The sequence below is a fragment of the Winogradskyella pacifica genome (assembly GCF_013403915.1).
Classification (GTDB): domain Bacteria; phylum Bacteroidota; class Bacteroidia; order Flavobacteriales; family Flavobacteriaceae; genus Winogradskyella; species Winogradskyella pacifica.
This window is the reverse complement of the sequence record NZ_JABFDI010000023.1, coordinates 19,572-41,634: the sequence shown is the minus strand read 5'-3', so window position 1 is coordinate 41,634 and position 22,063 is coordinate 19,572. Positions and strand designations below refer to the sequence as shown.

At 33.2% G+C, this 22,063-nt stretch carries 21 protein-coding genes; 10 read left to right on the top strand and 11 right to left on the bottom strand.

The features are described 5' to 3' along the window. Positions 1–173 precede the first annotated feature (173 nt). From HM984_RS16165 to xrtF, 9 genes are all read right to left on the bottom strand, one after another. Positions 174–500 carry a DMT family transporter gene (locus tag HM984_RS16165; protein ID WP_179349920.1) on the bottom strand — a complete coding sequence of 109 codons (327 nt, stop codon included), beginning with the start codon at positions 498–500 and terminating at the stop codon, positions 174–176. A gap of 83 nt (positions 501–583) precedes the next feature. Further along, positions 584–976: an ACT domain-containing protein gene (locus HM984_RS16160; RefSeq protein WP_179349919.1), complete on the bottom strand. Its 393-nt coding sequence runs from the start codon at positions 974–976 to the stop codon at positions 584–586. After that, positions 977–1,789, bottom strand: coding sequence for a type 1 glutamine amidotransferase domain-containing protein (locus HM984_RS16155; RefSeq protein WP_179349918.1), 813 nt, complete (start codon positions 1,787–1,789; stop codon positions 977–979). A 147-nt stretch (positions 1,790–1,936) separates the two neighbouring features. Further along, positions 1,937–2,500: a Crp/Fnr family transcriptional regulator gene (locus tag HM984_RS16150; protein ID WP_179349917.1), complete on the bottom strand. Its 564-nt coding sequence runs from the start codon at positions 2,498–2,500 to the stop codon at positions 1,937–1,939. A 172-nt stretch (positions 2,501–2,672) separates the two neighbouring features. Beyond that, entirely contained in the window at positions 2,673–3,044 is a 372-nt protein-coding gene (locus HM984_RS16145) for a heavy-metal-associated domain-containing protein (RefSeq protein WP_179349916.1), read from the bottom strand. 106 nt (positions 3,045–3,150) lie between these two features. Beyond that, complete coding sequence (locus HM984_RS16140) at positions 3,151–5,388, bottom strand: TonB-dependent receptor (RefSeq protein WP_179349915.1); 2,238 nt, start codon at positions 5,386–5,388, stop codon at positions 3,151–3,153. A 72-nt stretch (positions 5,389–5,460) separates the two neighbouring features. Beyond that, entirely contained in the window at positions 5,461–5,874 is a 414-nt protein-coding gene (locus HM984_RS16135) for an HYC_CC_PP family protein (protein WP_179349914.1), read from the bottom strand. A gap of 49 nt (positions 5,875–5,923) precedes the next feature. After that, entirely contained in the window at positions 5,924–6,352 is a 429-nt protein-coding gene (locus tag HM984_RS16130) for an exosortase F system-associated membrane protein (protein WP_179349913.1), read from the bottom strand. Next, complete coding sequence (gene xrtF, locus HM984_RS16125) at positions 6,352–6,897, bottom strand: exosortase family protein XrtF (protein ID WP_179349912.1); 546 nt, start codon at positions 6,895–6,897, stop codon at positions 6,352–6,354. Before xrtF ends, HM984_RS16130 begins: the two co-directional genes overlap by 1 nt. Positions 6,898–6,990: 93 nt before the next feature. Here xrtF and HM984_RS16120 point away from each other — a divergent pair, with 93 nt between their 5' ends. Continuing rightward, positions 6,991–7,449 (top strand): XrtF-associated fRMsr-like GAF protein, encoded by a 459-nt coding sequence (locus HM984_RS16120; RefSeq protein ID WP_115807695.1) that lies wholly within the window; start codon positions 6,991–6,993, stop codon positions 7,447–7,449. A gap of 72 nt (positions 7,450–7,521) precedes the next feature. On the opposite strand, the gene HM984_RS16115 is transcribed toward HM984_RS16120, so the two are convergent. Continuing rightward, positions 7,522–8,775 (bottom strand): ABC transporter permease, encoded by a 1,254-nt coding sequence (locus HM984_RS16115; protein WP_179349911.1) that lies wholly within the window; start codon positions 8,773–8,775, stop codon positions 7,522–7,524. A gap of 144 nt (positions 8,776–8,919) precedes the next feature. Here HM984_RS16115 and purH point away from each other — a divergent pair, with 144 nt between their 5' ends. From purH to rodA, 6 genes are all read left to right on the top strand, one after another. Then, a complete protein-coding gene (purH, locus tag HM984_RS16110) occupies positions 8,920–10,449 on the top strand; it encodes a bifunctional phosphoribosylaminoimidazolecarboxamide formyltransferase/IMP cyclohydrolase (RefSeq protein ID WP_179349910.1) in 1,530 nt (509 codons plus the stop codon). Positions 10,450–10,675: 226 nt separating this feature from the next. Then, the gene (locus HM984_RS16105; RefSeq protein WP_115807697.1) at positions 10,676–11,704 is read left to right on the top strand and encodes a rod shape-determining protein; all 1,029 of its coding nucleotides are present in this window, start codon (positions 10,676–10,678) and stop codon (positions 11,702–11,704) included. Positions 11,705–11,714: 10 nt separating this feature from the next. Beyond that, complete coding sequence (gene mreC / locus HM984_RS16100) at positions 11,715–12,536, top strand: rod shape-determining protein MreC (RefSeq protein ID WP_179349909.1); 822 nt, start codon at positions 11,715–11,717, stop codon at positions 12,534–12,536. Beyond that, a complete protein-coding gene (mreD, locus tag HM984_RS16095) occupies positions 12,529–13,035 on the top strand; it encodes a rod shape-determining protein MreD (protein ID WP_115807699.1) in 507 nt (168 codons plus the stop codon). Before mreC ends, mreD begins: the two co-directional genes overlap by 8 nt. Next, entirely contained in the window at positions 13,032–14,984 is a 1,953-nt protein-coding gene (gene mrdA, locus HM984_RS16090) for a penicillin-binding protein 2 (RefSeq protein WP_115807700.1), read from the top strand. Before mreD ends, mrdA begins: the two co-directional genes overlap by 4 nt. 6 nt (positions 14,985–14,990) lie before the next feature. Then, a complete protein-coding gene (rodA, locus tag HM984_RS16085; RefSeq protein WP_179349908.1) occupies positions 14,991–16,271 on the top strand; it encodes a rod shape-determining protein RodA in 1,281 nt (426 codons plus the stop codon). A gap of 89 nt (positions 16,272–16,360) precedes the next feature. Here the strand turns inward: rodA and HM984_RS16080 are convergent, their stop codons facing one another. Further along, the gene (locus HM984_RS16080; RefSeq protein WP_179349907.1) at positions 16,361–18,994 is read right to left on the bottom strand and encodes a valine--tRNA ligase; all 2,634 of its coding nucleotides are present in this window, start codon (positions 18,992–18,994) and stop codon (positions 16,361–16,363) included. A 187-nt stretch (positions 18,995–19,181) separates the two neighbouring features. On the opposite strand from HM984_RS16080, the gene HM984_RS16075 reads away from it, so the two are divergent. The 3 genes from HM984_RS16075 to murB all read left to right on the top strand — a co-directional run bounded on the left by HM984_RS16075 (position 19,182) and on the right by murB (position 21,934). After that, positions 19,182–19,607: a DUF1573 domain-containing protein gene (locus tag HM984_RS16075; protein WP_020895381.1), complete on the top strand. Its 426-nt coding sequence runs from the start codon at positions 19,182–19,184 to the stop codon at positions 19,605–19,607. A 123-nt stretch (positions 19,608–19,730) separates the two neighbouring features. Further along, complete coding sequence (locus HM984_RS16070) at positions 19,731–20,921, top strand: pyridoxal phosphate-dependent aminotransferase (protein WP_115807703.1); 1,191 nt, start codon at positions 19,731–19,733, stop codon at positions 20,919–20,921. Further along, on the top strand, positions 20,921–21,934 hold the full coding sequence (gene murB / locus HM984_RS16065) for a UDP-N-acetylmuramate dehydrogenase (protein WP_179349906.1): 1,014 nt from the start codon (positions 20,921–20,923) through the stop codon (positions 21,932–21,934). Before HM984_RS16070 ends, murB begins: the two co-directional genes overlap by 1 nt. Positions 21,935–22,063 lie beyond the last annotated feature (129 nt).

Genomic DNA, 22,063 nt, shown 5'->3' with positions numbered 1-22,063 from the left:
AATCAAGTATCTTAACAATAAAACCAACATGATTAAAAATTAAAAGGTCGCCTAAATTGTTTTTAGACGACCTCTTTGTTTTAAAATAAACGGATTGGTTTTAGAAATCTTATTGACGCGATTGATGCATCTTTAAAATAAATTTAAAAGCATTAATATTCACATTAATCTGTCTAATGCGAAACCACCTTTAGCCCAACAATAGACATAATTAATGTTGAAATAAAAAACAGTCTCCACACTGTTGCTGGTTCTTTAAAAACAAAAATACCAACCAATACAGTTCCTACGGCACCAATACCTGTCCAGACGGCATATGCTGTTCCAATAGGTAATACTTGTGTCACTTTTATAAGAAGTAGCATACTTACGACTAAGCAAACCAAGAAACCAATATACCAATAGGTTGATTCATTTCCTGTGGCCTCTTTAGCTTTTCCTAAACAAGATGTAAATGCGACTTCAAAAAGTCCTGCAATTATTAATAGTATCCAATTCATTCGTTATTATTTATTTGGTGTGGTAATTTTAAATCATGTTCTTTTTAGGTCGTACAGCAAACGTTTTATCTACAGTGAATACTTTATTTAGAAAAGGCATTCAAAACCTCCATAGCTTTATCTGTATCTTTCTTATCCACAAAAATATGATCGTGATAATAAGCGGCGACAACGTTACAACTAATTCCATTGTCAGATAATGCGTTTGAAAATGCAGCCGTTAAGCCAACGGCCTCCAACGAAGAATGCACAGTAAGTGTAATCCAAGAAGCCACATAAGAATAGTCAAAATGTAATTGGTCTGCAATTCTCTTTTCTAAGATAATAGTAGTGCTTTCCTCTTCTTTAAAAGTCATTATAACTTGACTCAAATTTATTTGATCTAAATGCTCTGTTTTACAAAACACAAAATCGCCAAAATTGTGCTTTGGCTTCATTGATTTTAAAAGCATTTCTAAATTTTTCTCTCCACTCATTTACCTGTTGCTTTTAGTTAAGCGTTGTAGCTCTTTTAAGGTTGCCTGACCAACACCATGAGCAGATTGTGGATTTTGTCCCGTAACTAATCGCTGATCCGTAACCACGTGCTCAGTAAAAGGTTCTGACTTTTCGAAAATAGCTCCACGTTCTATTAATTGATCTTCTAGTAAAAACGGAACGACATCTTCTAGTTTTACTTTAACCTCTTCTTCATTGGTAAACGCATTTACTTTTTTACCATCAACAAGGTAAGATCCGTTGTTTAATTTAATATTTACAAGTCCAGCAGGACCATGACATACCGCACTAACGACACCGTTGTTTTCATAGATCTGCGCCGCGATTTTAGCTATTTCGGTATTATCGGCAAAATCCCACATCGCTCCATGACCACCTGCATAATGAATGGCAACATAATCATCTGGATTTACTTCATTCGGTGTTTTAGTGTTTTCAATTTTATTGCGGTATATATCGTTATCCCAAAATTTCTTATTGATAGAATCTGTCATATCAAAAGCATCTACAGGTGCCTTCCCTCCTTTCGGACTTACAAAATCAATATCATAGCCTGCAGTATGTAATACATCCCAAGGATGCGAAACTTCTCCTAGATAATAACCTGTTTTCTCTCCTGTGTTTCCTTTTTCACTATGACTTGTTACTACAAATAATATCTTTTTTAATGCTTTAGTTTCTGTTTTTACAGTTGAATTATCCACGTTGGTTTTACTATTATTACAGCCCACAAGAAGCGCAACAAATAAGAATAGAATAAGTGACGTTTTAACTTTTATCGTATTTGACATCTCTAAGTATATTTTAAAATTCGTTTTAGATTATTCTTTTTTACCAAAAGCTACAACTATTTTACAGCCTCCCGTGAAGAATAATAACAGAGGGCAAAATTCTTAAACATTTTGGAGAAATCATTTAACAAATGATAAAAACGACATTTATTTTAGGTTCGCTCTAATTCGGCTTAAACTAATTTGAGTTATACCTAAATAAGATGCAATATGAGATAATTGAACGCGCTGCAATAGGCTAGGATAATTATTAAGAAGTGCTAAGTACCTCTGAGTCGCATTTTCAAATTGTAAGGAAATAAGACGTTTTTCGGATTTAATAATTTCTAATTCTGCAAATTTCCGTCCCCAATTTGCAATATGACTATCTTCTAAAAAGAGTTTTTGAAGTTGTTCTGTCTTTAATTCATAGAGTTCGCAATCCTCCAGCAATTCTACATCCTCATAGCCTTTTTCATTATTGACATAACTTTGCATGGAAACAATAGGATCTCCTTCTTTACCAAACCAAAACGTGATTTGATTATCATCGGAATACGCATAGGCTCTTGCTATTCCTTTTTTAATAAAATAAATACTTTTCTCAATTTTATTGGCTTTAAATAAAATATGCCCTTTGGGAAATTTCATTTCAACTATTGATGCTTTTATTAAGTCTTTCGATATCGATGTTAGCGGGTAAATATTATCAATAATTTGGTTTATTTCCATATAGCAATACTCAATTTTTGATATTTCAAAAATAGTTAATTCTTACCTTACAAGAACTTCACGAATTTCGTTGGAAATTTCTAAACTTTCAAAAGAACAGAAAAGATTTTCATTTTTCTAAGAATGAAAAAAGAACATAAAAAAAGCCTGAATCTAAATTCAGGCTTCTAATTTATTGACCGTCTTGTTTCTCTTTTTCATGATCTTTCTTAACATCTTCATCACGGTAAAGACAGCAAGCATGTACAGAATGATATTGTTCATCAGTTGCTTTAATTTCCTTGGTATCATGCCCTACAGCAGCTACACCTTTAGAAATTTTTGTTAAGTCTGTTTTACGCTCATCGAAGATTAGTTTTAACTCATGTGTATCAACACTCCAAACTGCAGATTTTACACCTTTGGTTCTAATAGCTGCTTTTTCTATGCGCTCTTTGCACATACCACAAACACCATCGACTTCTATACTTGCTTTTTTGTTCTTGTCTTGTGCAAAAGCCAATGTCGTTACTAATAATGTAAATATTAAAATTACTTTTTTCATCTTGTTTTGTTTTTTTGTCATTCCTGCAGAAGCAGGAATCTATTCATATTAAATTTAATTTCTATTTATAATCCCGAATTTTCAGGGACACTTCTTCAGCAATTCGTTACTGTATTCTAAATCGTAAGCCTGCATAATATAGACTTCCAAAAATTGGACCATACACAAAATTACTATCAAAATTTGAACCAAATGGATTATCTGGACTTATAATAGGATTGTTTTGTCTTACATTCGTTACGTTTTCCCCTCCTAAATATACTTCAAATTTTGGAGAAAACACTTTAGTGACTTGCAAGTTTAACGTTCCTACAGTTGGTGTTTCATCTGGCAATTGATATTGCGTAGCACTTAAATCTGTACTAGGAAAACGTTGTGAACTTAACCAATTATAGGTGGCATCAAATTTCCAATGTGCACCATTAGTTTTAACTTCAGTCTCGTAAGACGTGTTTGCAAATAAGCGATGCTTTGGCACTAAAGGCTTTTCTAATTTACCAGAAGTATAATCCGTTTGAATGTCGTAATACTTGTAAGCCATTCGTAAATCGAAATGTTCAAAAACATTATAATTAAATTCAAATTGAAAACTATTAGCATAACTATCTCCTTCCAAATTATAAAAATTGACTTCATACGGATTCTCCCAATCTACAACGACTTGGTTTTGAAAATCAGTTCTATAAAAATCAAAAGTTACATCTGCCTTTCTATCAAACAGATTAAAACCTTGTAAATAGCTTACACCATAATTCCATGCGATTTCAGGATCTAATCCATAAATTTTTCCACCTGAATTTAAGATATTGATTTGTCTTGAGCTCGCGAACATATTTTGGTTTTCAGCGAAAATATTAGCACTTCGCTTCCCTCTTCCTATTGAGAATCTTAAGGCTGACTTTTCCCAAGGTGTATATCGTAAATGAAAACGCGGTGTTACAAAAAAGCCTAATCTATTGTGCTGATCCACACGCACACCAGCCGTCATGGTTAGTTTATCTAAATTATCGTATGCATACTCAAAGAAACCCCCAATAGAGTTCTCTACTCTTTCAAAATTAGTAGTGTTTACAAGCTCATCAAAATGATCATAGGTAAAACTTAATCCTGTTTTTACTTTGTGACGAGAATCCCCAATAATGGAACTATAAATTAAATTGGAATAAAAACTATTATGTTCAATATCATAAAGATTCAATCCAAAATAAGAATCTTGATTATGATGACTAAATGCCATTTGAAATCCAAGATTTTGATACGGAATTTCAGGATTCACATAACCTAATTTTGTAGTTACCTCAAAGCGTTCTGAATTAATTTCACTTCCCCAGAAATTAGTTGTTCCGCGATCTGTTTCAGGCTTAAAATTGACTTGACCAGCTTGTTTTTCATCATTTAAGTATTTCAAATTAATAAAAGAAACGAAGCCTTTTTCAGGATTGGTGTATTGCCAACGGTTCATTATATTAATCTGGTTATAGATTGGCATATCCATAAAACCATCATCATTAACATCGTGCTTTTTTTGATGTGTATTTCCGTGTAAATACAACCCTGTACTCCACTTCTCAGATACTTTGGTATTGAAATGTGTGTTAAGTTCTAAGCGTTCATTAGAACCACCATAAAGATTCACAAATAAGTTATCATCTGTTGTAGGTTTAACGAGCTCTGCATTTATTTGTCCTGCAATACTTTCAAAACCATTAACAACACTACCTGAACCTTTAGTAATTTGAATACTTTCTACCCAAGTCCCAGGAATAAAACTTAAACCATAAGCTTGAGATGCTCCTCTAATAGCCGGAATGTTCTCGGTTGCAATTAGTATGTAAGGTGAGGTTAGGCCCAACATTTTTATTTGTCGTGTACCCGTAACAGCATCCGCAAAATTCACATCAATTGATGGATTCGTTTCAAAACTTTCTGCCAAGTTACAACAGGCTGCTTTTAATAATTCTGCACTTGTAACCGTAAATGTATTTGAAGCCTCTAGATACGATTTTCGTGTCGCTTGCTTACGCGATGTAATTTCCACAGCATCTAACTCGTCACTTGCTTGTAGAACATGTTTTATATATTTGTTTTCATTTACTGTTACCGTAACTGTTTTAAAACCCACATAACTAATAACTAATTGATTATATGAAAACTTATACGGTAAAGTAAAAGTGCCGTCTTCAGCAGTAATGGCTCCTATTGAAGAATCTAACCAATATACATTTGCACCAGATAATGGCATTTCTTTTCCACTGCTTGTTTCTAAAATAACGCCTTTTAATTGATCTTGTGCAGATAACATGAGCGACAAGAACATAAATTTTATAAATAAATATTTTTTCATTTGTTTGAATTTCGGGTATAACGACTTGCACATAAGCATGTGCTTCCTTTTGTACTAAGGGTTATAACGGAATCAAATAAGGTAAACTTCATCTAAGAGATGAATATCTTCAACTAATGTTGGTGGTAAGTAATTACTATGAGGAATAACCAAGCTTGGTAGACCTTCAAAAAGATTGATATAAGAATAACTATAGGCAAATAATACCTGTTGTAGACTAAATTCTAGGTCTTCAAAAGAATTGATAGTTAAATCAGAAGGGCCTTCAATGACATCTATTTCATTTTTACAGCAGCTTTTTTCAACGACCTCTGTCTGTTCTGCTTTTGAAATATCTATGCCACAATTTTTACTTTCAGAAAAAATGGCAACATCAATTAAAACATCCCCACAAAAATGCTTATCAATAGTTAATGATAATGTAGAAAACAATACCAAAAATGATAGTGCAAAAGAAAACGCTTTATGTAGGTATGAAAATTTCACGATGCAAAGCTACAAAATTATTGAATTATAATAGGCTATAGATACATTATTAACGATTCAATTTATAGTAATAGAACGCTGGAAATAGTAGAATTAAGCCAATAGGTTGGATTAAAAAACGTCTAATATTAAAAAACAAATAGTAATCTTCTTGATTAGGATTTATTACAAAATATAAAAATGGAATCAGCAGTAAAACATAAGCCACGGCAAAAATTAATACCGAAAACTTAACGATACTTTTATCCTTAAAAATCAGACACAAAATCCCCAGTGAGATTACAGTATTTAAAACATAACGCAATGTTGTAAACAAGACTAGCTTTGCTATTTCTCGTCTTGGACTATCCAAATACAAATAATCATTTTCAAAAAAGGTTAAATAGGGATCGTAAAACAGTACGTCTTCATAAGCCCTAATTAATATTAATAACAGTAGCAATACTACTACGAAACTATAGGTGATTAATTTACGCATTAGACTTCGCTTTTTTTAGAAAATCGATTTACCCAAACCATCCAAAGTAGAAAAACAGTACCATATATTAACATTGGAAAAATAACGGTATGCAGAATTTCTCTTCTCCAAGGATAATGATATAACCCTACAGATAAAATTACAATTCGAATTAAATTGAAAGCATAAATAATGATGCTACCAGCTAATCCATACAATAAAGTGGTTTTAAACTTACCAGCAAAAGCAACTATAAAAGACAGAAATAAAATAATAATACTTATCGCATTGCAACCTTCAATAACGCGTGCTACATACTTTCCGTTGATAATAATTTTCATTGAGGGTTCATTAGGATGCGCTGTAACACTAGCCTCGTAACCCAAACCATTTAGTAAAGCATTGGTCTGTTCCGCTACCAAATTGGTTAAATAATCCGGATAAAACAAAGAACCATGAGATTCATTTAAGTACACATTATAACCGATAGTCAAAACACCATATACCGCCAGAAAAGTGACGATAAAACGGATTACAGATTTATATTTTATTAAAAGCGTCCTCAAAAAATTCCTAATGTTAGTTTGTTGTTAAATTTATAAAAACCGCATTTTAAAACAGTGTATTTTAGATACTTTTGCAAAAAGTTTTTTACACCTATGAATTTACACGACTTAAAACCTGAAATAAAATCGATTGTAGCACAAGACAACCTTAGTGTTGACGAACGCTTATTAAAGATTTGCGAAACTCTCGAAGCAAATATAAGTTATTATAATTGGGTTGGTTTTTACTTTAAAAATGGACATAAAGACGAATTAAAATTAGGACCATATGTTGGTGAACCAACGGACCACATTATAATTCCGTTTGGAAAAGGGATTTGTGGGCAAGTTGCGATAAGTAATCAAAATTTTGTGGTTCCAGACGTGGCTGCTCAAGATAATTATATTGCTTGCAGTATTACAGTTAAGGCTGAAATTGTGATTCCTATTTTCGTAAATAATGAAAATGTAGGTCAAATAGATATTGACTCTAATACACCAGACCCTTTTACTGAAGCAGACGAGCGATTTTTAGAGTTTGTTTGTAAAGAAGTTTCTTCTTTATTAAAATAAAAGCCTCATTGAAACTGTATTAGTTACAGTTTACCTCATTAATATATATTGAATATTGAGGCTGTGCGTAAATTACATTCCTGTTCGTATGGCCTCTACAGGATCTAATCGCGATGCCGCCAACGCAGGTATCACTCCAGAAATCAATCCTATTACGGAAGATATAAAAAATCCAAGTGCCATATTTTGAAGAGATAGTACAAATTCAAAGTCTTCGGTAAGATTACTTCCTATTATAGTTCCTATCCACACTAAAAACAATCCTACCAACCCTCCAACTACAGCAAGTATAACTGCTTCAAATAAAAACTGAAATAGTATAAACTTATTCTTAGCGCCTAAGGATTTCTGAATCCCGATAAGGTTAGTACGCTCCTTAACGCTTACAAACATAATATTAGCAATTCCGAAACCACCAACTAGAAGCGAAAAACCGCTAATTACCCATCCAATTAAGTTTAAACTTCCAATAATCGTATCTATAACATCTTGTAAACCAGAAATAACTCTTATAAAAAACGTGTCTATTTCATCAGGCTTTAAACCTCTTTTATTGCGCATTATTTGGGTGACTTCTGCTTTTACACCTTCAACATCAGCATCTTTTTTGGGTTTAATAATAACGATATACTTCATGAATGGATTATTATCCCCATATCTATTTCTTACATAATTTGCAGGTAGAAAAATCGAAACATCATTACTATCTCCAAATAGTCCTGAGCCTTCTTTTTTAACAACTCCAATAACTGTAAACTTCTGACCATAAAGGCGTACTTTTTTACCAATAGGTTCAAGTTCACCAAATAGTGATTTTGAAATTTCAGAACCAATAACGACAACAGGTCTTCCAGAATTAGATTCAGATTCGTTATAAAAACGACCCTTTTCAAATTCCATAACTTGAATATCGATAAACTCATGCGATACTACAACCGTATTTACACTACTTACCAATTCCGATTCGTATCTAATATTTTCGCGTTTTACATATAACTGTAAAGCCACATGCTCTGCATCTGCAATTGAAGATTTTATGGTTTTGTATTCACTGTAAGACACCTCGTCAAAGGTTTCTCTTTGCCAACGTGGCACATCTGTTGGCCCAAAAGACATATTTGCTAAATACATAGTATTGCTGTCTAACGAACTTAATTGACCTTGAATGGTTTTATCGAGAGAATCAACAGCTGCCAACACCGCTATAATAGAAAATATACCAACCGTAACTCCTAAAAGCGACAAGAATGTCCTGAGTTTATTGGTACGAAGCGCGTTTATAGCGAATGAAAAACTCTCTTTTAGTAAACGTAAATAGACCAGCATGCAGGGTTTGTTTTAAAACATTTTAAAGATAGGACGTTTTCAACACTATATTGTTACAAAAAACTTAAAGAAACTAGTTTTTCCATCGAGATTTTCTTTTTGAATATCCGTACTTTTGCAGCATCTAAACCACAACACAACATTATGAACAACAAAACCATTTCATCAGCACTAATCTCTGTATTTAGTAAAGATGGATTAGCACCAATCGTAAAAAAATTAAACGACCTCAACGTTACGATTTATTCCACAGGAGGTACTGAGAAATTCATCAAAGATTTAGGCATTAATGTCGTACCAGTCGAAGATGTAACATCTTATCCGTCTATACTTGGCGGACGTGTAAAAACATTACACCCAAAAGTTTTTGGAGGTATTTTAAATCGTCAAAATCACGAAGGTGATGTTGCTGAATTAAAAGAATTTGATATTCCGCAAATCGATGTTGTTATAGTCGATTTATATCCTTTTGAAAAAACAGTTGCTTCTGGAGCAAGCAACCAAGATATTATCGAAAAAATTGATATTGGAGGTATTTCTTTAATTAGAGCTGCTGCTAAAAATTACGCAGATGTGACTTGCGTGTCTTCGGTTGACGACTATGCTGAATTTTTAGAGTTATTAGAAACTAAAAATGGTGAAACTTCTGAAGACGACAGAAAACAATTTGCAGCAAAAGCATTTAATGTGTCTTCACATTACGATTCTGCTATTTTTAATTACTTCAACAAAAACCAAGAAATTCCAACTTTAAAAATTTCAGAAAATAACGGTAAAGTTTTACGATATGGTGAAAATCCACATCAGAAAGGCTTCTTTTTCGGTGATTTTGATGAAATCTTCACAAAATTACACGGTAAAGAATTAAGCTACAACAATCTTTTAGATGTTGATGCCGCCGTAAATTTAATGCTAGAATTTAAAAACGACGCACCAACATTTGCTGTTTTAAAACACAATAACGCATGTGGTTTAGCACAACGCGACACCTTACACCAGGCTTATGTAGATGCTTTAGCTGGCGATCCTGTTTCTGCTTTTGGTGGAGTTTTAATTAGTAATTCTGAAATTGATGTAGCCACTGCTGAAGAGATTCATAAACTATTCTGTGAAGTCGTTATCGCACCTTCTTTTTCACCTGAAGCTTTAGAAATTTTAAAAGGTAAGAAAAACAGAATCCTTTTAATTTTAAAAGATATTGAGATGCCACAAACCAACGTTAGAAGTTGTTTAAATGGTGTTTTAGTTCAAGATAGAAACAATATTACAGATACACTTGAAGGATTAAAACCGGTTACAAAAACAACGGCGACCTCAAATGAATTAGACGATTTAATATTTGCTTCAAAAATTTGCAAGCACACAAAATCTAATACAATCGTTTTAGTAAAAAACAAACAGCTATGTGCTAGTGGAACAGGTCAGACGAGTCGTGTTGATGCGTTAAACCAAGCGATTCACAAAGCACAATCATTTAAATTTGATTTAAAAGGATCGGTAATGGCGAGTGATGCCTTTTTTCCATTTCCAGATTGCGTAGAGATTGCAGACAACGCTGGTATTACTGCTGTAATTCAACCAGGAGGTTCTATAAAAGACCAATTAAGTATTGACTATTGTAATGAAAACAATGTCGCTATGGTAATGACAGGTACACGTCATTTTAAACATTAGAAAACTTCACTTTAGAACCCAAAATAGAGATGTAAACCATCTTAATTTTGGGTTCTTTTTTTTTACCAAAACCCTCAGCTCATTTATTTTACCAGTAAAGTGAAAGAAAAAACAAAAAAAGTTTAGCAATAAACATCTTTAAACATATAAATAACGTATATTTTACTACTTTTACAGATAGTCTTTAGAATAAGATACAAATAACCCAAATAATTAAGAATAGCACATGGGATTTTTTGATTTCCTAACGGAAGAAATAGCCATAGATTTAGGAACCGCAAATACACTGATAATCCACAACGACAAAGTTGTTGTTGACAATCCATCGATAGTAGCAAGAGACCGCATAAGCGGAAAAATTATAGCAGTTGGTAAAGAAGCCAACATGATGCAAGGAAAAACGCACGAAAACATTAAAACTATTCGTCCGTTAAAAGATGGCGTTATTGCAGATTTTGATGCTTCTGAGCAAATGATTAGCATGTTTATTAAAAACATCCCTGCATTAAAGAAGCGTTGGTTTAACCCTGCTTTGCGAATGGTTGTTTGTATTCCATCAGGAATTACTGAAGTAGAAATGCGTGCAGTAAAAGAATCTTGTGAACGTGTAAACGGAAAAGAAGTATACTTAATTCATGAACCAATGGCTGCGGCGATTGGTATTGGTGTAGATATTATGCAACCAAAAGGAAACATGATTGTAGATATAGGTGGTGGTACTACTGAAATTGCAGTTATTGCCCTTGGTGGTATTGTATGTGACAAATCTGTAAAAGTTGCAGGTGATGTATTTACAAACGATATCATCTATTACATGAGAACACAACATAACTTATATGTTGGAGATAGAACTGCTGAAAAAATTAAAATTCAAATTGGTGCAGCTACCGAAGATTTAGAATTACCTCCAGAAGACATGAGCGTTCAAGGTCGTGATTTATTAACAGGAAAACCAAAACAAGTTCAGATTTCATTCCGTGAAATTGCAAAGGCTTTAGATAAATCTATTTTACGTATTGAAGATTCTGTAATGGAGACCTTATCACAAACGCCTCCAGAATTAGCGGCAGATATTTATAATACCGGAATTTATTTAGCAGGTGGAGGATCTATGTTAAGAGGTTTAGATAAACGATTATCTCAAAAAACAGACTTACCTGTTTATATTGCAGAAGATCCATTAAGAGCAGTAGTAAGAGGTACAGGTATTGTGCTTAAAAACTTACCAAAATACAAAAGCGTATTGATTAAATAAGACGTAAATAATGCAACAAATTTTTAATTTTGTTATAAGAAACAAAACATTTCTGTTGTTTTTATTGCTTTTTAGTATTGCCTTAGCTTTAACCATTCAATCGCATTCTTATCATAGGAGTAAATTCATAAATTCAGCCAATTTTCTAACTGGCGGTGTTTATGGTACGATGAATTCTGTTGACCAGTATTTTGATTTAAAAACCAAAAATGATATTCTCGCTGAAGAAAATCAACGTTTAAGAGAACAATTACTTAACACTAATACTACTCTAGACTCTACATATATTGACAGCTCATATGCCAAAGAAAAATATAGAGTAACGATTGCTGATGTTTATAAAAACAGCTACTCCTCTGTCAACAATTACCTTACTTTAAACAAAGGTAAAAACGATAGTATAAAACGCGATTTTGGAGTCATTACCTCTAATGGTATTATTGGGATTATAGACAATACATCTAAAAATTATTCCACGGCATTATCTATTCTGAATGTAAAGAGTAAAATTAATGCGAAAATTAAATCTACTAATCATATTGGTTCATTAACATGGGATGGTAAATCCCCTATTTATGTACAATTAGAAGATGTATCTCAATTTGCACCTGTAAAAGTTGGCGACACAATCCAAACCGGTGGAGAATCTTCCATTTTCCCTAAAGGCATTGGCATCGGAACCATTACCAGTTTTGAAAGTGATATAAGTGGTGATACTTATAAGATACAAGTAAAATTATTTAATGACATGACTAATATTGGAACCGTTTATATAATTGAAAACATAGACCGCACCCAAATTAGTTCATTACAAAACAGTACTAATGAATAGCGTTGCAGGTATAAATATCGTTAGATTTATTCTACTACTGTTAGTACAGGTTTTGATATGTAATCATATTGATTTTTTGGGCTATATTAATCCCTACATCTATATTATATTTATTTTTCTGTTTCCTATACGAGAAGAACGATTAGCACTTTTAGTAGTCAGTTTTATGTTAGGCATGTTAGTCGATCTGTTTTCTGACTCGGGTGGAGTTCACGCAGCAGCAGCGGTTAGTTTAGCATACATAAGACCTGTGCTGTTAAAGAGCTCATTTGGTATGCTCTATGAACATCAAAGTATAAAATTTAGCACTACTGATATTGGTAGTTTAATCACTTACATTTCTTTAGGAACTGTAATTCATCATTCCATATTATTCTCGTTAGAAATATTTAACATTTCTAGCATACTTTTAGTTTTAGAAAAGACGTTATTCTCTAGTATCTTCACGATAATACTAAGTGTACTAATTATAATTCTTTTTAGCCGAAACCGAAAATGAGAAAACTTCTACTTTTAACTACTGTGATCCTTGTGGGTCTCGTTTTCATTGCACGCCTATTCTACCTTCAGGTGTATGATAATACGGCTTATAACATTTTTGAAGATAATGCTATTAGAAAAGTTTATAATTATCCTAAGCGTGGCTATGTTTACGACCGTAATGGCAAATTATTAGTGGCTAATCAGCCATCCTATGATGTGATGGTTATTCCTAGAGAAGTAGCTCCTTTAGACTCCTTAGAAATTGAAGAGTTCTGTCATCTTTTAAAAATAACCAGAGAAGATTACGATAAAAAGCTAGAAAAGGCAACACATTACTCTCCGAGACTCCCCTCTCCTTTTGTTCCTCAACTTTCTAAAAAAGATTATGCTGTTCTTCAAGAAAAGATAAGAAAATTTGAAGGCTTTTACATTTTAAAACGTTCACTTCGTTCTTACCAAACAAATATTGGCGCCAATGTTCTCGGTGATCTTGGCGAGGTAAATAGAAAAACCATTGAAAATGATGCGTATTATACTTTAGGTGATCTTATTGGAAAACAAGGTATTGAAAAAACATACGAAGAAACATTAAGAGGAGTTAAAGGCATAAAATTTATTCAAAAAGACCGATTTAATAAAAACATAGGCCCTTTTAAAGAAGGAACTCTTGATACTTTACCACAAGCAGGAAAAGATGTTACTATCACCATTGATTCAGATTTACAAGCTTATGGCGAATTATTAATGAAACACAAAAGAGGTGGTATTGTTGCTATAGATCCAAGCAGTGGTGAAATTCTCGCTATGGTAACAGGTCCTAGTTACAACCCTAATTTATTAGTTGGAAGAGAGCGTAACAAAAATTTCTCTAGTTTATTCTTAGACAAGGTTAATAAACCCACTTTTGACAGAGGTTTACAAGCGCAATATCCTCCGGGTTCTCCTTTTAAAGTGATTAATGCACTTATAGGCTTACAAGAAAATGTTGTTACTGTTAATGAAACCTTCACTTGCAGAATGGGTTATTATTATGGCAGCAGACGCTTAACGGGCTGTCACCATCACAGAAGCCCAATTGCTATGAATGGTGGTATTGCACAATCTTGTAATGCTTATTTCGTAAACGTATATCGACGTATCGTTGATAAATATGATGATGCCGGAAAAGGAATGAACGTTTGGGCAAATCATGCTAAAAGTTTTGGCTTAGGGAATTTTTTGAATAATGACTTATCCGTAGGGCAACCAGGACGTATACCTGATGGAGATTATTACGACAGACAATATGGAGATAACCGATGGGGTTCAACCTATATCGTATCTAATGCAATTGGACAGGGAGAAGTTGAAGCGACACCTATTCAACTAGCAAATATGGTCGCTGCTATTGGTAATCGGGGTTATTATTACACACCACATATCATAAAGAATATTGAAGGTGAAACAATAGATAGCAAATACACGACTCCAAAGTACACTACAATTGACAAGCAACATTTTGAACCTGTTGTTCAAGGTATGTTTGATGTTTATAATGAAGGTACTGCAAAACATATAAGAATTCCAGGTATTGATATTTGCGGAAAAACGGGGACTGCAGAAAATTTCATGAGAATAGATAGCGTTAAAACCCAGCTTACTGACCACTCTATATTTGTCGCATTTGCTCCTAAAGACAATCCAAAAATTGCGATTGCTGTTTTTGTTGAAAACGGATATTGGGGAGGTCGTTTTGCAGGCAGAATGGCAAGTTTAATGATAGAAAAATATATTAAAGGTCATATTACTAGGACTGATTTAGAAAAATGGATTTTAACCCACAGCTTAGAAGACGAGTATAAAAAACCATATTCTGGTGAGCCTTTCAAAATTAATGGTGAGGCCACACTACAGGTGATTGAAAATTATGCTACCGAAGAAAATTATCCTTTAAAGAATCAAAACCAAAGCGACGTAAAATTGTAATCTTTCATGTTAAGAGAAAATCAAAGACATTTTAAATTCGATTGGATTACCATCATTCTATTTTTACTATTACTTAGTTTTGGGTATTTCAATATCATGTCAGCCTCTCATGTTGGTGAAATAACTAGCTATTTTGATACCGATCAACTTTACGGCAAGCACCTTATATTTATTGGACTAACCTTCGTGCTTATTGTTCTGATCCTTTCATTTGAAGCTAAATTCTACGAACAATTTGCCAGCGTTATTTATTTGGTCGCCATGCTAGCACTAATAGGCCTGTTTATTTTTGGAAAGGATGTAAATGGTGCAAGGTCGTGGTATGGAATAGGTAGTATGACTATACAACCCAGTGAGTTCGCTAAATTTGCTACTGCTTTGGCTGTTGCAAAATACATCAGTGACCTTCAAACCAATATGACAACTATAAAAGATCAGCTTAAGGTTGCAGCTATAATATTTATTCCGGCTTTATTAATTTTACTTCAAAATGATGCAGGAAGTACCATCGTTTATTTGGCTTTTTTCTTTGTTTTTTATCGTGAAGGCTTACAACAAGTCTATTTAATTTTAGCTCTATCATTAATTATATTGGCCGTTTTAGCATTAAAATTCGGGATTTTAATAACCGCAATTGCGGCGGCTGTTATCATCACTATCGTTTATCTGTTTAGAAAGAAAAAAAGAGGTTCTGTATTACAACATATTATTGTACTCATCTTCACAATCGCCTTTTCTTATGGGGTAAAGTTATTCTATGAACACGGTTTAAAAGCTCATCAACAAAATAGAATTAGCCTTTGGCTGCGATTAGAAAAAGATCCCGCCAAACTAGAACGCATGAAAAAAGTAGAAGCGTATAACCTTATTCAATCAGAACAAGCCATCAGTTCTGGTGGTGTCTCAGGAAAAGGTTTCTTACAAGGCACAAGAACGACAGGTAAATTTGTACCAGAACAACATACCGATTATATTTTTAGTACTGTTGGTGAAGAATGGGGATTTGTAGGCACCAGCTTCGTTGTTATTATATTTGTACTTCTTATTGTTAGAGTTTTGTATTTAGCCGAAGCTCAAAAATCACAATTTAGTCGTGTGTACGGTTATGGAGTAGCCTCTATTCTCTTTATACATTTTACCATAAATATTGGTATGGTGATGGGATTAATCCCAACCGTAGGTATCCCATTACCCTTTTTTAGCTATGGTGGCTCAGGGCTTTGGGGCTTTACTATTCTACTCTTTATTTTTGTAAAGCTAGACAGCAATAAGATTAATGAGTGGTAAAAAAAAAGACCACTTTTACAGTCGTCTTTTTTTATATAATCTTCAAAAAAAAAACCTACAAGGTTTATAAACCTTGCAGGTTATAAGCATTACTTTAAGCTCGCTAAACTAGATTTTATAGTTTCAATTTTAGCCAATGCGTCAGCTTCTTTTTGTTTTTCTGAAGCGACTACTTGTTCTGGTGCACCTGCAACAAAACGCTCATTAGATAATTTCTTTTGAACAGATTTCAAAAAGCCTTCGGTGTATTTTAATTCTTCTGTTAGCTTTTCAATTTCAGCTTCTATATCAATACTGCCTTCCATTGGAATAAAGTATTCATTCGATTTTACACGATAAGTCAACGCACCCTCAACAGCTTCTGTTACATAATCGAAGCTCTCTAGGTTTCCTAATTTCGAAATCACTTCATCAAACGTAGGATTTACATTTTCGTTATTCACTACAGAAAAACCAATAGCATCTTTAAACGCAATATTCTTTTGTTTTCTGATGTTTCTTAATCCAGAAATGACTTCTGAAGCAAATTCAAATTCAGAAATCAAAGTGTCATTAATTGGTTTTGCTTCTGGCCATTTTGCTATAATCAAAGCTTCTTCAGGAGAACGCTCCTTTATATAATGCCAAATTTCTTCCGTTAAGAATGGCATAAATGGATGTAAAACCTTTAAAATATCTTCAAAAATAGCATTAACACTTTCTAATGTCTTGGCATCAATCGGTTGTTGATATGCTGGTTTTATAATCTCTAATAACCATGATGCAAAATCATCCCAAATTAATTTGTAAGTTGCCATAAGTGCATCACTCAATCTGTACTTACTAAAATGATCTTCAATTTCTAAAATGGTTTTCTGAAATTTAGAATCAAACCATTCTAAAGCAATTTTGCTAGATTCTGGTTGACTAATTGTATTATCAACTTCCCAACCTTGTACTAATCTAAAGGCATTCCAGATCTTGTTAGCGAACTGCTTTCCTTGCTGACACAAATCTTCATCAAACATTAAATCATTTCCAGCTGCTGAACTCAAGAGAAGTCCTACTCTAACTCCATCGGCACCATAATCTTCAATCAATTTTAAAGCATCAGGCGAATTCCCTAAAGACTTCGACATTTTACGTCGTTGTTTATCTCTAACTAATCCTGTTAAGTAAACATTTTCAAAAGGTTTTTCATCTCTATATTCATAACCCGCAATAATCATACGTGCTACCCAGAAAAATAAAATATCTGGACCAGTTACTAGATCATTCGTTGGATAATAATACTTTATTTCTTCGTTTTCAGGATTTCTAATCCCATCAAAAACACTCATTGGCCACAACCATGATGAGAACCATGTGTCTAGTGCATCAGTATCTTGCTTTAAGTCATTAGTTGTTAGTTGTTGGTTGCTAGTTTTCTCTTTTGCTAAAACTAAAGCGTCCTCCAAGCTTTCAGCAACTACAAAATCTTCTTTTCCATCTCCATAGAAATATGCAGGGATTTGTTGTCCCCAAAGTAATTGACGTGAAATATTCCAATCGCGAATATTCTCCATCCAATGACGATATGTATTTTCAAACTTCTTAGGAAATAACTTTACATCTCCAGTTTTTAAAACAGCATCAATAGCAGGTTGTGCTAAATCTTCCATTTTTAAGAACCATTGATCACTCAATCTTGGTTCGATAACCGCTTTTGTACGTTCTGATGTTCCTACTTTATTGATATGGTTTTCAGTTTTTACTAAAATACCAGCCTTTTCTAATTCTTTTGTAATTGCTTTTCTAACGACAAAACGATCTTGACCTTCGTAATGCATTCCGAAGCTATTTAAACTGGCATCCGCATTAAAAATATCAACAACTTCTAATTGATGCTTATCGCCTAAAACTTTATCATTTTCATCGTGAGCAGGTGTTACTTTTAAACACCCTGTACCAAATTCAACATCAACATACTCATCTTCAATAATAGGAATGACACGTCCACAAATAGGAACAATAGCTTTCTTACCTTTTAAATGCGTAAAACGCTCATCATTAGGATTGATACAAATAGCAGTATCTCCAAAAATAGTTTCAGGACGAGTTGTAGCAATCGTTAATTTTTCGTCACTTCCTTCAACTTTATATTCTAAATAATAAAGTAAACCTTGCTTTTCAACATGAATTACTTCTTCATCAGATAAGGTTGTTTTTGCTTCAGGATCCCAATTTACCATGCGATACCCTCTATAGATAAGACCTTTGTTGTATAAATCAACAAATACTTTAATTACAGCTTCAGACATATCGTCATCCATTGTAAACTTAGTTCTGTCCCAATCGCAAGAACATCCTAATTTCTTAAGTTGTTCTAGGATAACACCACCATATTCTTCGGTCCACTCCCAAGCATGCTCTAAAAATTCTTCACGCGATAAATCATTTTTATCAATGCCTTGCTCCTTTAGTTTGGCAACAACCTTAGCTTCTGTTGCTATTGAGGCGTGGTCTGTACCAGGCACCCAACACGCATTTTTACCTAATAAACGTGCACGACGAATTAAGACATCTTGAATCGTATTATTCAACATATGTCCCATGTGTAATATCCCAGTAACGTTTGGTGGAGGAATTACAATGGTATAAGGTTCTCTTTCGTCTGGTTTAGAATGAAAGTACTTGTGCTCCATCCAGTAGTCGTACCACTTATTCTCTATTGAAGACGCATTATATTTAGAAGGAATTTCCATGTTTGGTATTGTTTTTGTAATATAACTGCCAAAAGTACTTATAATTCCTTTTTCGAAAAATTATTAGTGTAAGAATATAGGTTTTAAAGCCAAAAATTCTGTTAAATGAAGTGTATTACATCTAATAAATTTTGTTACAAGGGAAAAAGTAACTAGTTTTGACTAATCAATTTTAAAATTAAAAATGATGAAAAATTTAATAGCAGTATTATTTGTAGGATTAATGAGTCTAGGTTCTTTTGCTCAAGAAAAAGTAGCAAAAATTGAATTTAAGACCGACGTTATAGATTATGGTACCATTGAAAAAGGTGCAGACGGAGTAAGAGTTTTTGAGTTTACGAATACAGGAGATGCTCCATTGGTAATTTCTAATGTAAAATCGACTTGCGGTTGTACAGTACCTAAAAAACCTAAAGGCCCTATTATGCCAGGCGAAACAGGTGAGATAGAAGTAAAATATGATACAAAAAGAGTAAACCCAATTAGAAAGACCATTACTGTTTTCTCTAATGCGGAAACTCCAACAGTAGCATTAAAAATAAAAGGACTAGTCGTAGATTCTAATAAGACTAGCGTTTTAGAAAAGAAAAGTAAAAGTATGCTTGAGCAATAATTGAGCATCCTCATATAAATTTAAAGAAATGAGCTTTCAATTTGAAGGCTCTTTTTTTTTATACTTTTTTTACCTTTAAACTTTAAGAATTTTCAGAACTTAGCATTTTAAAACCGATACACAATGCCATCAATATCAAATAAAGGCATCCACATGCCAGAATCGCCAATTAGAAAATTGGTCCCTTATGCTGAAGAAGCGCAAAAAAAAGGAAAAAATATTTACTATCTAAATATAGGTCAACCAGATATAAAAACTCCACAAGTAGCCTTAGATGCTATAAAAAACAACACCCTAGAAACTATAGCCTATAGCAGATCTGAAGGATCAGAGAGTTATAGAATGAAGATTGCCGAATACTACAAACGTAACTCAATAGAAGTTTCGCACAATGATATTATTGTAACCACAGGAGGAAGTGAAGCACTTTTATTTGCTTTTGGAAGCATAATGGATGAAGGTGATGAAATTATAATACCAGAGCCATTTTATGCTAATTACAACGGATTTTCAACGGCTTCTGGAGTAAATGTAGTTCCTGTAATTTCTAAAATTGAAGATAATTTCGCATTACCACCAATTGAAGAGTTTGAAAAATTAATTACGCCAAAGACTAAAGCCATATTAATTTGTAATCCTGGGAATCCAACAGGGTATTTATATTCAAAAGAAGAAATAAAACAACTTGCAGCCATTGTAAAAAAACACGATTTATTTTTAATCGCTGATGAAGTTTATAGAGAATTTGTTTACGATGGCGTAGAACATTATTCTATTTTACAAGAACCAGGCTTAGAGGAACACGCTATTATTATTGATTCTGTTTCTAAACGTTACAGTATGTGTGGTGCACGAATTGGCTATTTAGTATCAAAAAATAAAGACTTAATAAAAACCGCTTTAAAATTTGCGCAAGCACGATTGAGTCCACCTACTCTAGCACAAATAGCAAGTGAAGCTGCATTAGACACTCCACAAAGTTATTTCGATGATGTAAAAGAAGAATACGTAAAGCGTAGAAATACTCTAATTTCAGCATTAGAAAAAATCGAAGGTGTAAAAGTTGCAAAACCTAATGGAGCATTTTATTGTATTGCCGAGTTACCGGTAAAAAACTCTGATCATTTTGCAAAATGGCTCTTAGAATCTTTTGATTACAATAACGACACTGTAATGGTAGCACCTGCGGCTGGTTTTTATTCGACTCCCGGAGTTGGCTTAAACCAAATACGTATTGCTTATGTTTTAAATAACGAAAGTTTAAAAATTGCCGTTAAAATCTTAGAGGAAGCACTAAAAGTATATAAAGACTAATGACGATTATCAGCAATGCTTCTTTAAAACCTTTTAACACCTTTGGTATTGATGTTAAAGCACAATCGTATTGTGATATTAGCTCTATAGAAAACCTAAGTACTGTTTTAAGAAATAATGATAAATCTCCATTATTTATTTTAGGCGGAGGAAGCAACATGTTGTTAACTAAAGATATTGAAGCGCTAGTACTTCATATTAATTTAAAAGGTATTGAAGTTATTAGTGAAACTGACAACTCAGTTATTGTAAAGGCAATGGCTGGTGAAAACTGGCACAACTTTGTGCTTTGGTGTTTAGAGCACAATTTTGGAGGTATTGAAAATTTATCCTTAATCCCAGGTAATATTGGTACAGCTCCGATTCAAAACATTGGTGCTTATGGAGTTGAACTTAAAGATGTTTTTGTGAGTTGTGAAGCGTTAAAAATAGACGACCAATCTGTAAAAACATTTTCAAAATCTGATTGCAACTTTGGCTATAGAGAATCTATTTTTAAGCAAGACCTAAAAGGGCAATATATAATTACAAGTGTTAATCTTAAGCTTACGAAGTCTAAGCATAAATTACACACAGATTACGGAGTTATTAAAAATGAATTAAACGCTAATGGCATAACTGAACCAACAATTCAAGATATTTCAAACGCTGTAATTGCAATTAGACAAAGTAAATTACCAGACCCGAAAGAGATCGGTAATAGTGGTAGTTTTTTTAAAAATCCTATTATTTCAGCTAAAGCGTTTATTGAATTAGAACGTGATTTCCCAGATGTGCCTTCTTACAAAATATCAGATGAAGCCATAAAGGTACCTGCTGGATGGTTAATTGAAAAAGCAGGATTTAAAGGCAAACGCTTTAGTGATTATGGCGTTCATAATAAACAAGCCTTAGTCTTGGTTAATTACGGAAATGCAAGTGGGAAAGAAATCTTTGAATTAGCACAATTAATTCAAAAAACAGTAAAACGATTATTTAATATTACCATCGAAACCGAAGTAAATATCATATAAAACAAAAGTCACAATTTTCATTGCGACTTTTGAATTTAGAATAATTTTTTTTTGTTTGAAAACGCTATTAATCAACCCCTAACGGAGATAAAATTATTCTAATACTTTATATTGAGCACCTATATGGTG

Bases quoted from the DNA above. Each gene is read 5' to 3' on its own strand.
- HM984_RS16105 (WP_115807697.1), top strand. From the start codon at position 10,676: ATGGGATTTTTTGATTTCCTAACGGAAGAAATAGCCATAGATTTAGGA.
- HM984_RS16145 (WP_179349916.1), bottom strand. From the start codon at position 3,044: ATGAAAAAAGTAATTTTAATATTTACATTATTAGTAACGACATTGGCT.
- HM984_RS16140 (WP_179349915.1), bottom strand. From the start codon at position 5,388: ATGAAAAAATATTTATTTATAAAATTTATGTTCTTGTCGCTCATGTTA.
- HM984_RS16160 (WP_179349919.1), bottom strand. From the start codon at position 976: ATGAGTGGAGAGAAAAATTTAGAAATGCTTTTAAAATCAATGAAGCCA.
- murB (WP_179349906.1), top strand. From the start codon at position 20,921: ATGACGATTATCAGCAATGCTTCTTTAAAACCTTTTAACACCTTTGGT.
- HM984_RS16120 (WP_115807695.1), top strand. From the start codon at position 6,991: ATGAATTTACACGACTTAAAACCTGAAATAAAATCGATTGTAGCACAA.
- purH (WP_179349910.1), top strand. From the start codon at position 8,920: ATGAACAACAAAACCATTTCATCAGCACTAATCTCTGTATTTAGTAAA.
- HM984_RS16115 (WP_179349911.1), bottom strand. From the start codon at position 8,775: ATGCTGGTCTATTTACGTTTACTAAAAGAGAGTTTTTCATTCGCTATA.
- HM984_RS16130 (WP_179349913.1), bottom strand. From the start codon at position 6,352: ATGCGTAAATTAATCACCTATAGTTTCGTAGTAGTATTGCTACTGTTA.
- mreD (WP_115807699.1), top strand. From the start codon at position 12,529: ATGAATAGCGTTGCAGGTATAAATATCGTTAGATTTATTCTACTACTG.
- HM984_RS16080 (WP_179349907.1), bottom strand. From the start codon at position 18,994: ATGGAAATTCCTTCTAAATATAATGCGTCTTCAATAGAGAATAAGTGG.
- HM984_RS16070 (WP_115807703.1), top strand. From the start codon at position 19,731: ATGCCATCAATATCAAATAAAGGCATCCACATGCCAGAATCGCCAATT.
- HM984_RS16155 (WP_179349918.1), bottom strand. From the start codon at position 1,789: ATGTCAAATACGATAAAAGTTAAAACGTCACTTATTCTATTCTTATTT.
- HM984_RS16075 (WP_020895381.1), top strand. From the start codon at position 19,182: ATGAAAAATTTAATAGCAGTATTATTTGTAGGATTAATGAGTCTAGGT.
- mrdA (WP_115807700.1), top strand. From the start codon at position 13,032: ATGAGAAAACTTCTACTTTTAACTACTGTGATCCTTGTGGGTCTCGTT.
- mreC (WP_179349909.1), top strand. From the start codon at position 11,715: ATGCAACAAATTTTTAATTTTGTTATAAGAAACAAAACATTTCTGTTG.
- rodA (WP_179349908.1), top strand. From the start codon at position 14,991: ATGTTAAGAGAAAATCAAAGACATTTTAAATTCGATTGGATTACCATC.
- HM984_RS16165 (WP_179349920.1), bottom strand. From the start codon at position 500: ATGAATTGGATACTATTAATAATTGCAGGACTTTTTGAAGTCGCATTT.
- HM984_RS16150 (WP_179349917.1), bottom strand. From the start codon at position 2,500: ATGGAAATAAACCAAATTATTGATAATATTTACCCGCTAACATCGATA.